The following is a 12,668-nucleotide window of genomic DNA, read 5'->3' on the forward strand; positions in this document are numbered from 1 at the left end:
TACATATTCATGCAAACCGTGCCCTTATTATTTCTAGTCGTATTATCTATAGTTATCTTATTTCTCCAACAATGGAATTGAGAAACTAAATGTAGACCCGTCTCCCTTCTTTGAAGTAAACCAAAGTTTACCGCCATTTTTGACAACAAAGTCCTGACACAATAACAATCCGAGTCCCGAACCTTCTTCATTGTTTGTACCAAAGGTACTGAAATGAGTATCGGTATGCAGCAACTTCTTCTGATTTTCGTCATCAATACCGCAACCACTGTCTTTCACACTTACGATTGCCATACCGTCTTCTTCTGCCAGTGACACCACTACTTCCGAACCTTCATTGCTAAACTTAATCGCATTACTGATTAAATTACGAATCACCGTCTTAATCATGTCAATATCAGCACGAACAGCCACATTCTCTACAGGCACATCTTGTACTATCTTAATATTTTTCAGACTGGCCACCATCGTAAAGATTTCACTTACGCCCTCTACGACTTCCACCATATTAATATCCTGATAAACCACTTTCAGTTTACCAATCTGGCTCTTCGTCCATTTCAGCAGATTATCAAGCAATGAGAATACATCTTCTGTTGTCTGATTAGCCATTGTCAGCAATTCATACATCTCATCACCAATTGTTTCGCTTGGCAGATTCAGAATCAGCATATTCAGCACCATCTTGATAGATCCCATTGGTGAACGCAAGTCATGTGCAATCACAGAATAGAGTTTGTCGCGTCCCATGATCGTCTTACGCAACTCTTCCGTTTGTGCAACAATGATTCTTTTCGCTGCAACCAACGAAATCTGGTGCGTCACACGAATAATCAATTCTTCTTTATTGAATGGCTTTGAAATAAAGTCATTACCACCCACCTGAAATCCTTTTACGATATCCGCCGTACTATTTAGAGCAGTCAGGAAGATAATGGGAATTTCAGCCATTTCGGGGTCTGCTTTCATTTGTTGAGCTACCTCAAAGCCACTGATATCCGGCATCATTACATCCAGTAATACAAGATCCGGATTTTCCTTCTTCACTTGTTCCAACGCCTGTGTTCCATTACCGGCAGTCACAATTTTGAATTTCTCGTTGGTCAAAAGTACCTTTAATAAAAGGACGTTTGATATTACATCGTCCACAATAAGGACTTTATATTCAGAAGGATTAATTTCCATATTCATAATTTTCTTTTTTTATGCTTCAGACATTTTTAAAATATTCAATCATACGCTTCAGCCCCTCTTCAAGTTCAACAGTAGGCTGCCAGCCCAATTTCTCTTTAGCCAATGTAATATCCGGTTGGCGTTGCTTCGGATCATCATCCGGTAAAGACTTAAATACAATCTTCGAAGATGAACCGGTCATACTAATGATCCTTTCCGCCAATTCCAATACCGGAAATTCATTCGGATTCCCCAGGTTTATAGGACCTGTAAACTCGTCCTCCGTATTCATCATTCTTATCATTCCTTCAATCAAATCATCAATATACTGGAAGCTGCGTGTCTGCTTCCCATCACCATATATTGTTATATCTTCATTATTCAACGCTTGAAGAATAAAATTAGAAACAACCCGTCCGTCATTCGGCAACATTCGCGGACCATACGTATTAAAAATACGGATAATCTTCACACGCACATTGTTCTGACGGTGATAATCCATAAATAATGTTTCTGCGCAACGCTTTCCCTCATCATAGCAAGACCGGTAACCTACCGGATTCACATTTCCCCAATAGCTTTCCGGTTGCGGATGAACGATTGGATCTCCATATACCTCACTCGTAGAAGCTTGCAGAATCTTGGCATCCAGTCTCATTGCCAATCCCAGCATATTAATGGCTCCCATCACAGATGTTTTGGCAGTTTGAATCGGGTCATGTTGATAATGAATGGGAGATGCCGGACAGGCCAAATTATAGATTTCATCTACTTCAGCCGAATAAGGATAAGTGACATCATGCCTCACCACCTCAAAATGATGATTATCCATCAAGTGAATGATATTATCTTTCGAACCCGTAAAAAAATTATCCAGGCATATCACGTCGTGACCTTCGTTTATAAGCCGTGTACAGAGATGAGAGCCTATAAAACCGGCTCCGCCACTTACCAATATTCTTTTCATTCTAAATATTTCTATTGTTTACTAAAGAGACGCTGTCTCTTCGTTTTGTTTATGGTCACAAATGTAACCGATTTGCTTAAAATAAACAATTTTCGGAGAGGATATTTTAAAAAAAAGAAGATTTAAATAGTTTCAATTTCCGAAACAACTTGCCACTGACAAATGTTTATAATAAAAAAGTATTATTTATTAGAACTATTATGATGACAAATAATCCAAATGCAAACCTCATAGAAGCGATGAAGGAAAAGTTCCCGCTCAAAGGGCAACTGGCAGATATGTTAATGGACACGCTATACATAGGAAAAGAGGCAGTATATAGAAGATTGCGCGGTGAAGTACCTTTCACCTTGCAAGAGTCGGCTCTTATTTCAAGAAAACTGGGTATATCGCTAGACAAGATTATAGGACTAAGTTTCAAATCGAACGCCATGTTCAATATAAACATTGTAGATTATGACGACCCGTTCGAGAGTTACTACAATATCCTTGAAAAATATGTCTCGCTGATCAATACGATGCCGGATGACCCGAATTCTGTAATGGGAACTTCTGCCAACATTATTCCCCAGACTCTCTATCTGAAACATGAGCTTCTGGCAAAATTCCGTTTATTCAAATGGATGTACCAGAATAAATATATTGATTGCAAGAGCTTCGAAGAGTTGGATATTCCATCGAAATTGGTCAATATCCAAAAAGACTATGTAGCAATGACACGTCATATCCACTCCATAGACTACATATGGGATAATATGATTTTCCAGCATCTCATCAACGATATCCAATACTTCGCCAGCATCCATCTCATTTCCGACGAAACAAAAGAAGAAATCAAAAAAGAATTATTCTTATTGGCGGATGAACTGGAAGAACTGGCTATCAACGGTAAAACAGCCGGCGGCAATCGTGTACGCATTTATGTGTCGAATATCAACTTCGAGGCAACATATAGTTATGTAGACATCAATAACCTGCAACTGAGCCTCATACGTATTTATTCTATCAACTCCATTACCACGATGGACAACGAAATTTTCTGTACCTTGAAAGAATGGATTCAATCTCTGAAAAAGTTCTCCACTTTGATATCCGAAAGCGGCGAAATGCAGCGTATTCAATTCTTCAAGCAACAGCGAGAAATTATTGACGCTCTTTAATTTTATTTTCGCAGATTAGAACTTCAAAAAAAATTAAGTTCCAATAAATGAAAGTAGATAAGAATCTTATCTACTTTTTTTCATTCCCTGTTCCCATCCTACCCACTTGATTCCCAATCAGAAAAAGACCTGCACATTCATCTCTGTTTTACCACACAAATCTTTCAAACACAAGACGTAATTTTGCATAGAATGTATCACAGAGATTATTAACATTAAAATTAAAGGAACAAACAATGAAAAACGGTATTCTAAACGAATTAATATCTACAATGAGGGAGCGAATTCCTCAAGATATGAATCTGGCCAATACTTTGGCTGACATTTTATGCATGGGAAAGGAAGCTGTCTATCGCAGATTGAGGGGTGAGGTGTCTTTTACAATAGACGAAGTAGCGCTGCTTTCTCAAAAACTCGGCATTTCTATCGACCAGATTGTCGGTAGCCATGTATCTAATAAAGTTACTTTCGACCTGAACTTGCTTCATGCTTCCAGTGCGCTGGAAAGTTATTACGAAATAATCAACCGTTATCTGCAAATTTTCGACTATGTGAAAACAGATAATACGACGGAGGTGTATACTGCATCCAATTCCCTGCCCTTTACACTTTATTCTTCCTATGAGAATTTGTCTAAATTCCGTCTTTGCCGATGGATGTATCAGAATGGAGATATAAAGACGCCACATTCTTTGGAAGAGATGTCTGTGGATGAACGGATCGTCAATGTGCATAAGAAGCTGAGTGAAAGTATAAGACAGTGTCCAAAAACGTTTTTCATCTGGGACACAAATATCTTTTATTCTTTTGTGAAAGAGATCAAGTACTTTGCCAGTCTGAATCTGATAAGCAAGGACGATGTCATGCATTTAAAGGAAGAGCTTCTTCAGTTACTTGGCGTGGTAGAACATCTGTCCATAAAAGGAGAGTTCAGCGAAAACAAGAAAGTATCTTTCTATCTGTCCAATATCAGTTTCGAAGCCACTTACAGTTATATCGAGAAACATGATTACCAAGTCAGCCTGCTGCGGGTATATTCTATCAATTCGATGGATTCGCAAAGCTCGTATATCTGCCAGATGCAACGCAATTGGATTCAATCGCTGAAACGCCACTCTATTCTGGTTTCAGAAAGTGGAGAAGCACAGCGTATCGCTTTTTTACAAAAGCAATTGGAAGTTATCAATACGTTGTAAACAATTGTAGATTTTAGGATATAAAAGAAAGAGATGTAAAAGACGAGCTGTATCAGAATGAAGACAAACAAGATTCTGATACAGCTCTTTTCTTTTAGCTTTTATTCTATTGTGCGCACACAACGATACCAAGCCCAATCTGTGGATTCTCCAGTAGTCCATGCGCCGAATTCACCATTATTATGTCCGACCACCCAATAGCCGCCATCGCGTGAAGTCAATGTCCAATGTACAGCGCTAATCTTCTCGAATCCGCTCCCTGTCCAAGTAGTCGAACCACCGAAACCTTGGTTTTCAATGCTGGTAACGGCCCCTCCCATACTGAGCACCAGATACATCTCACGCTGGGTAGGCAGACGCCAGCCACTCCCTTTGTTTTCGCATGCCGCTTTTGCTTCCGACCAAGTTTTACCATTACTACTGGTATTTTCAATCTGAAACTTAGGAGCAATCTTATTCATCGCGTCACTTGTACCCGGAGTTTCACCTGAAGCAAATAATACCGAAGGATCCGTTCCTCCACTGGCATCACGAGAGACAATAGTGACCCCCGAGGATTCTACCGTTAGATAAGGGTACTTCTTTCCACTATTTGTATTATTCCTCACGCAACGGAAATAATTATTCTTGCTAACAGATTCGGAATCCAAAAAACCTGCCGACATCTCCATCCAAAAACGGGTAGCAGAGCCTTTAGCCTCATAGTATGATGAAGTCCAGTAATTACCGGTCCAGTTTTGATACCACCCATATATATTCTGGCTATCATGATTATTATAATTCTCTGCATTGCCACCCAAAGCATTTTCATAAGCGAATGACAGCAACAGTTCACTGGCAGTAGGCAGACGCCAACCATCGCCTATATTCCTACAGATATCCTCCGCATCGGCTACATTTTCCAACCGTCCCACACTTTGCTTCGTCTCGCCTATTTCCTTATAATATAGCCTGTTATCAAACCGAAGTGGATAAAGATAGAAAAGAGGTTCCCCTGCAGTTGTGTAAGATTTGGTTTCGGATACCATCTGAAGGTCAATCGTACGATAAAACGGGAATTCTTCATCCGACACAGTATGCATTACATTTCTGAACGTGATTCTTATCGTTCCACTTTTTCCCTCTTTCCACTTGCCAGGGTGAAGCTTCAGCCTAAAATCGTATCCGTGGCCAACCACATCATTACCCTTTCCGTCATCATAGCCTATGATAGACTCAAGATACATCTTGTCGTCCGCATTCTTTCTGCCTATAATTACATCATTATCCGAATCGGTCCGAATCAGTCCGGTACCATCATCGTTCGTTATATTCAATTCCTCAATATCCATAATTTCCCAATTGTTATTGACAAACAATTGCAAGTATTGCTCCGCACCCAGATTGACTTTATAAGTACGGCTATTGACTGTAGTGGGAATATATCGGAATGAGAATTCCAACTCCCCTTGATTGATGGGGAATTGTACATGAGTGAGGTATCCCTCCTTATCGTACAGGCCGAATAAGATGAAATCCCAACGCCACCACCAACCTTCACCATCTTCAACAGTACCATCACCTGCTCTTCGCGGATTAGGCTGTATGGTAAACGCCTGCACCCTTTCACTGAATGGTACCGTATTCGTCCTGTCTAATTGCGGAATTAAACCGCCGGCATTGTATTGGATCATACCGATATCGTTAGCGTCAAAAAGTTTACCTTCTATCTTATCCACGGAAAACATGACATACACCGTCTGCGGTTCGAGAGGGAGTTCGTCACCATCGGGATTTCTAATCGGGAAAAAAAGACCTCTCTCCAACACATTTCCGTATGCATCGACAAATTTGATAATTCCCGGATCTATCGTATACTGCGTCACTTCAATATTGTGAGTCAAGCGCCCTGCCGTCAACGTAACAGTAGCCTTACGCTCAACACCTATATTATCATTATTAAAATAAGGAATCTTCAATTTGAGTTGGGTATCATCGTTCGCAACGCCCGACGCCGCATCGGCTCCACCTTCAAATTTGAGCCAGTCGCTCCCTGCAGTAACGGTGGCCTTCCAACCGCCGGGATTGTCAGTAAAAACGTCTATGGCATAACTATTATTCTGGTATTGAGTTACAGCGACCTCCGATTCACCCACTCCGAGCATATATTGCCCATTGTAGACTACATCTTTGACCTTATCACGGTCATAGTGTATCAATCGGAATTTCAGGTTGGACATGACTGTATAAGATGCCAACGCCTCGCTAAAACTTTTATAACCGATTCCCAACGCCTTAGTAATGGTAATGATGTATTTATGGTTTCGCTTCAAGGACAAATATTCCACCTGCTCTCCTGTATTTCCGGTTTTGGTAAAATCCACCCGGTAAAATGTCGATTCGCCCGTACCGATTCTTCCTTTCACAATCAGGCAAGTAGCATTCTTACGGCTCGCTTCTCCATCTTGTCCCACACCACCGACATCCTCTGCTGCTATAGATTCAAATGTATAAATCTCCCCTTCGTAGGGTGTGTTGCCATTTACGGAGTAAAGAATTGCATCCCCTTCTTCCGTCATTTTACCACTGTTCACAGGGAGAACCGGAGTATCCGGAGCCGGGTCAGTAACCTGCCCGTTCGTGTTCCATGCCGGAGCAATGTATCCGGTGGTATTGTAATTAGCCAGGTAAACCTCTTCGACCGTGAAATTCGAAGTGGCACTGTTATTACGGATATCGATGCGCGCCAGCATACGTTTCATATTTATGCCAGTTATCGGATCCATCGAAGGAGTGATTTTGCTTATTACCTTCTCCCCGTACATCGGAATCCGCGTATACCCATCAGTCGTCGAACCGTCTGCCAGCCATTTGCCGGTCTGGGCGTGGAGCATCTTTTCCATTGCCTCAACCTTGGTGGTCGTTCCCTTTATGAAGCCCGGCACAATATTATCAAGTTCCTTATTTGCCACAACCACGATGCAAGTAGATGCGGTAGTGGGAGAAAGCACAGCAGAGAAACTCACAGTGGAATTGTCAGCCAAGTCCTGAGTAACTCCTGTAGCGCTGACGCATTCCAGGTATACCGCCGGTGTTTTTGACATATCAAAAACAAGAATATCCACCGTTTCTATTTCGTCTTCTTTCTTTGCTGTTCCCGTTCCAGTCATCGTACGCGAAGATACGGACGGGAGGTTTACATCGGGAACCGTTAATGTAAACCGGATACCGTTTCCTGTTGGAGAAGGTGTCGACCCTAATTCTTCCTGTACGCATCCGGTAAGCCATACCGTCATTAACAAAACAGGCAAAAGATAGCACCTTCTTATGATTGAAATCCCATATTGCATATTTCTATTTCCTTTCCTTAAACTTTAATATTGCATATTCGCCATTATGGCGCGGTCAATGTCACCGCTATTGGCAGATTATCACCATTCGTATTGGTTAGTGTGAGTGTAGCCGTATCACCGGACACAGCATCGGCTCTAAAGTAGAAGTAAACCACATCACCACTCACGCCACTTGTTTCGAGCATTGTCTCACTGTTAAGCAGAATTTTATCCGGATCCTGTATCTGGGTTATCTTCCACTCCCACGTTCCCGGGTTGCCCGAAGTAAAGACAAGCTTGCGACGTTGCATATTTCCGGTTCCACCATCACTGCCGTCCAATTCTACGTTCGAGGTCAACCACTCTCCGTCTTCTTTCCACTGGCTCAACAGTACATGATGCCGCAGATTACCGGCATTGATATAAAAGCCTGTTTCCCGCTTAGTTCCGGTTCCGGAGTTAAATCCGGGCATCACAACCTGGATATTATAGGTATATACACCTCCCGAAAAGGATGTCTCGGCCATATTAACCGTTGCCCACGTATCCATAGTACTTTTGTTTAATGACGCACCCGGCAGATAGCCCGTATCCGGATTGGCATCATAATTCGTTTTCGCTTCTATATTGACAGTGACACCATCACCAGCCGTCTGTACCTTGGTCTGCGATAACTTGAGATAATATTGTTTGTCGAAAATCACATTCACCGGGCTTTCCGTCCATTCAAGCGGCGTGGCTGAAAGCTGATAGGTTTCGTTGGATATCGTAAGATTGTAGTTGATGTACTCGCCCGACTCCCAAGAGTGCGGGTTCTTGGCGATAATATCACTGAACAGGAATTCCCGGTCGCCAAAGTTGGTGGTAACAACGATTTTGGCGGTTGCGGAGAAAGCGTCGGTCGGCAACATGAGGAATGTATCCCCCATCAAGGTGGCATCTTCGGTCACCGTTTTGTTATCGGTGAGAGTAGAAACGACCTTCCCGGTGGCGACATCGCTCCAGACAAACTTCGGTTTGCCGTTTTTCGTCGTGGTGGTCGGAATTTCAGTCATGGCAAGTTTACCGCTTTTTCCCACATTCTGGAATTCTATTTTCTCGATAGTCACCTCATCCGGTACAGGAGCTACTTTCTTGAATGTAAAGGTAACCTTAGTCAATGTGTGGTAGAAGTGTATATTCACACCCTCAACCCATACAGGGCCCGATATAGCCGCCAGTACATCGACATGATTGGCGGCGGATGCATTCGCTGTATAATTCAGCACCATTTCTCCGGGATCAGTGAAACTCGCAGTCGGCGCATTCGCATCGTTGTACGGATACCAGGAGAAGAATTTCATGCTCGCATTCAGCAATCCGGGCCAATATTGCAACGGCGAGATGGTGGCTGTCAGGTCGGCGTTAACCGTGGCACTTGCATTGAAGTATGGTTGGGGAACGGAAGCATTGGGAGTCAGTGAGCCGTAAAGACCGAAAGTCTCTTCTTTCAGATCAGTATTCGAAGAGATTGCCGCACCACGAGTGTAGACATAGCCGCCTTCTCCGATACGTTGCACAACAATTAATTCCTTATCACACGTCATCTCTTCTCTGACACACGAAAAGAGGACAGCCGAAAGGACAGCCATTGCCATAATCATCTTAATATTATTTATAGTCTTTATCATCTTACTTCTTTTCCGAAATTAAAAACAATCAACGAAAGATATTACAAGTCCATATCCAGATCAATGTCTTGTCTTTCACCCCAATCTTCTACGCTTATCGTCAGTATTTGAATACCTATTTTTCCTACGCGTGCCGTTACCTGATACACATTGTTCCGACGGATCTCTGTAAAAGGTTGCGCTGTCGGACTGCCTGTACCGTCAACCTTTGTTACGCTTTCAATTACTTTCTCGGTTATTCCGGTGACGTCCGAAGGGCCTTTCGGGACATTAGCCATACTGATAGACAGTCGGTCGGAATAATCCGACTTGAATAGACGTTCGGCTGTGTAGAACGAGCAAAGCAACTTCCGGTTTTCAGCTCCGGGAGCAGATGAATATGCCCAAGTTTCTGTAGTCGCAGCTGTCCACTTATGCGTTAACAAATTGCTTTCCGACACGTCTTCCTTCACTTTTCCGTAGTTTTTTGAAGAGTCGGTGTTATCACGCGTGCCGTTGTCCACGTTTCCCATCACGAAATAGCTATCGTAGGAGAAATTGTGCAAGGTGACACTAGTGCTTCCGGCAATATATCCGGTCACCGCCCCACCGTCTATAGCTTCGATAAAGACATCTACCCGGGCTACAGCACGTTCGATCACCATTTGTACTGTTTTGGTTTCATCAGGTGCTATGGATATATCCCGGATCACTCCTGTCATAGGCATTCCGGTTGCCGAAATAATCTGCCCGTCACTATTCAGTATGCTGGAGATATCGTAAATCATCTCCTGCAACGTCAAAAGATTGGCTATACCGTCAAGTTTGCTTGTGAGGCTCTGCGGTTCGTTGGCAATAACTACGACCAGGATATCATTACTGGACGTCACTTCGAGAAGTTGCGCATCTATATCAGTAGCTGTCTCCGGAGTACTCAACAGGATGTGTTCATTCACATCCAGCCTCACGCCACCGGGCGTGCTGCCGAATACGATAAACCGCATGGAGTTTATCTTCTCCTGTTGTTCCACATCCCCATTGTTCACCAAGTCGATGCTAAGTTGCGCCCGGGTAGTATGGGCAGGCAACTCATAAGCCACATCAGCTTCTCTACTACATGAGAACAAAAGGATGGTGGATGCCAGACAAATGATATGTAATAGCTTTTTTCTCATTCTTAAACTTCCATCCCGTGGAGCCAATGAATCCAGTTCCCCACGACAATACCAATTTGAAGGAATCCTCCTCCGTTTTTTTCAACAACTGTAAATATCAGGTTCCATTCACTCTGCCTGTCAAGATATTCCTGAAAGGGAAGCTCCGTTCCGTCGTAACGGGAAACCGGCCGTGCAATACTCAAGAGTGTCATCAGATTATAGCTCCAGACTTCAGCTTCGGTATTCGCATCCCTTATAATAAATTTATAATCCCATCCACTCCTGTTGAGCAAACGCATCGTGTTCAGGCGTGCGGACATAACCACGTCGGATATTTCACCCGGACCTGTATAGTAAGGCACATAAGTAACCGGCCCTTGTCCTGCGGGTTCGTTTTCCCAGGAATAAACTGCATTTTCCGGCGCCTGAATTTCAAATGTATATTGTGTGCCATCCACTTTATTTTCCTCATATCCCATTAACGCGAGATTAAACCGATTGGTGTCACGTATCAGGTTCACCGGATAAATTTTATGGTCGGTACTGGATGGCAGGTGGTCCACTTCTACAACCTCTCCGAAGTAAAGATGCTGAAACTCGAAATTAACAACATCCGTCTCTCGCTTCAGGGATACAATGACCTGTTGGAGGGTGCTAGTTCCCGGTGCCAGTTTATTACCTGCATTGTCCGAAAGACGGAATCTGTCAGACAGACTTCCGACGGTCAGTACTTTATAACTTCCGAAATCGAGCTCGTCGGTCAACGACATCCGGTTTCCACCCACCAGCGCAGCAACCTCGGCACTTTTGGTGAAAAGCAATTTATCATCGCTGTCGAACACAAGTACATCCACCGATTTAACCTGCGGATTAAATGCATCCGCATATTCCATATTGTAGTCGAATACAAATTCCAACCAAAGCTCGCACCGTGGAAGGTCTTCGCGTATACTGTCGCACGAAGCCATACATAGCATCGAAGCAACGATAAGGAACAGCGATTTAGTTTTTCCGAACATATCTTTTTCTTTTAGGAGGCAACCCTATCGGTTTGCCATTTTATATTGTCAGAGATCTCTATTTTGTGACCTCCGGTTATTTCCTCTTTTAGGGGCGCGCTTTGCATTTCATTGCATCTCGGATGCGCCGGTATATTTCAGTGCTGTTTTTGGGAAGCCTGTCACCGGCTTGTTTTTACTTTTTTCGGCGGTCTGTTCCGCACAGAATATCTATTAAAAAAAGTACAGGGCAGGCAGTCCGCACTGCCCTGTTTTCTTTGAAAGTAAAGAGGTTCTTTAGATTTCGAAATTTGTAGTCCAGTATATCCACGGAGCAACTTTAATCTCAAAGTGGAGATAAGCACCTTTCTTATCGATATCTTCTTCTTCATCCGGATCTTCGGGTCCACCACCAGGATACCACGGTGTACCGTTACCATTTACCTTTGTCAGCGTAAGCGTATAATAGTTATTACGTACTACACCGTATTTTCCATACTCCATATAAGAGTTGGCTGCATTGTCATGACGAATCTCATAGTAGTAATAGTTGAGACTCTTTGGATACCAATAGATGCAACCTTCTTTTTTACACAGTTCACCACCATTCTTAATGTTGTTGTCATCAAGAATAGTCTGTGTAAGAAGAGCAAAACTACCCGGATCATTGGTGGTAAGTTCAGATTGTATCTGAGTATAGAACAGTTCGCATGCTGTAACCAAGAGTTTCTCCTGGGCGGTCATAGGGTCTGAGTTTGTTTGTTTAGCTTTAGCAGGTGTATAAGCAGCCAGCAAGTCAGCAAAACTTTTGAAGTTTACAGAGTTAGTTCCGTTAGGAAGACGATACCAGTCATCTCCCAAAGTAAATTCACCGGACTTCCAAGGTGCATACTGTCCCTTAAGTACCAGACGCGTAGCCGCACCGAACTTCTGATATCCTTCAGCCATCGTATTCTCGATACAGTATTTATAATTATCACCCGCATCTGCACTTTCAGCAACCCACTCTACCTTAGGTTCGCGGTTAGCATCAAGTGTATTCTTAACAATGCCTGTA

9 protein-coding genes are annotated in these 12,668 nt (G+C 42.9%); 2 read left to right on the forward strand and 7 right to left on the reverse strand.

Translation table 11 applies throughout. The features are described from left to right. Positions 1 to 57: 57 nt before the first annotated feature. A complete protein-coding gene (locus BXY_RS03260; protein ID WP_004300451.1) occupies positions 58 to 1,191 on the reverse strand; it encodes a hybrid sensor histidine kinase/response regulator in 1,134 nt (377 codons plus the stop codon). A gap of 19 nt (positions 1,192 to 1,210) precedes the next feature. Then, positions 1,211 to 2,140 (reverse strand): UDP-glucuronic acid decarboxylase family protein, encoded by a 930-nt coding sequence (locus tag BXY_RS03265; protein ID WP_004300450.1) that lies wholly within the window; start codon positions 2,138 to 2,140, stop codon positions 1,211 to 1,213. Positions 2,141 to 2,340: 200 nt separating this feature from the next. On the opposite strand from BXY_RS03265, the gene BXY_RS03270 reads away from it, so the two are divergent. Continuing rightward, the gene (locus tag BXY_RS03270; RefSeq protein ID WP_015531217.1) at positions 2,341 to 3,300 is read left to right on the forward strand and encodes a hypothetical protein; all 960 of its coding nucleotides are present in this window, start codon (positions 2,341 to 2,343) and stop codon (positions 3,298 to 3,300) included. Positions 3,301 to 3,536: 236 nt separating this feature from the next. After that, positions 3,537 to 4,496, forward strand: coding sequence for a hypothetical protein (locus BXY_RS03275; RefSeq protein ID WP_008022188.1), 960 nt, complete (start codon positions 3,537 to 3,539; stop codon positions 4,494 to 4,496). A gap of 101 nt (positions 4,497 to 4,597) precedes the next feature. Here BXY_RS03275 and BXY_RS03280 read toward each other — a convergent pair whose 3' ends face one another. From BXY_RS03280 to BXY_RS03300, 5 genes are all read right to left on the reverse strand, one after another. After that, positions 4,598 to 7,825 carry a fimbrial protein gene (locus tag BXY_RS03280; RefSeq protein ID WP_134993362.1) on the reverse strand — a complete coding sequence of 1,076 codons (3,228 nt, stop codon included), beginning with the start codon at positions 7,823 to 7,825 and terminating at the stop codon, positions 4,598 to 4,600. 44 nt (positions 7,826 to 7,869) lie between these two features. After that, positions 7,870 to 9,477 carry a fimbrillin family protein gene (locus BXY_RS03285; RefSeq protein ID WP_004308181.1) on the reverse strand — a complete coding sequence of 536 codons (1,608 nt, stop codon included), beginning with the start codon at positions 9,475 to 9,477 and terminating at the stop codon, positions 7,870 to 7,872. A 41-nt stretch (positions 9,478 to 9,518) separates the two neighbouring features. Continuing rightward, positions 9,519 to 10,631 carry a fimbrial protein gene (locus tag BXY_RS03290; RefSeq protein WP_004308184.1) on the reverse strand — a complete coding sequence of 371 codons (1,113 nt, stop codon included), beginning with the start codon at positions 10,629 to 10,631 and terminating at the stop codon, positions 9,519 to 9,521. A gap of 2 nt (positions 10,632 to 10,633) precedes the next feature. Then, positions 10,634 to 11,632 (reverse strand): FimB/Mfa2 family fimbrial subunit, encoded by a 999-nt coding sequence (locus tag BXY_RS03295; protein WP_004308186.1) that lies wholly within the window; start codon positions 11,630 to 11,632, stop codon positions 10,634 to 10,636. Positions 11,633 to 11,908: 276 nt separating this feature from the next. After that, a partial coding sequence (locus tag BXY_RS03300) for an Mfa1 family fimbria major subunit (RefSeq protein ID WP_208946749.1) occupies positions 11,909 to 12,668 on the reverse strand: 760 nt, incomplete at its 5' end.

The organism is Bacteroides xylanisolvens XB1A (assembly GCF_000210075.1).
Classification (GTDB): Bacteria; Bacteroidota; Bacteroidia; order Bacteroidales; family Bacteroidaceae; genus Bacteroides; species Bacteroides xylanisolvens.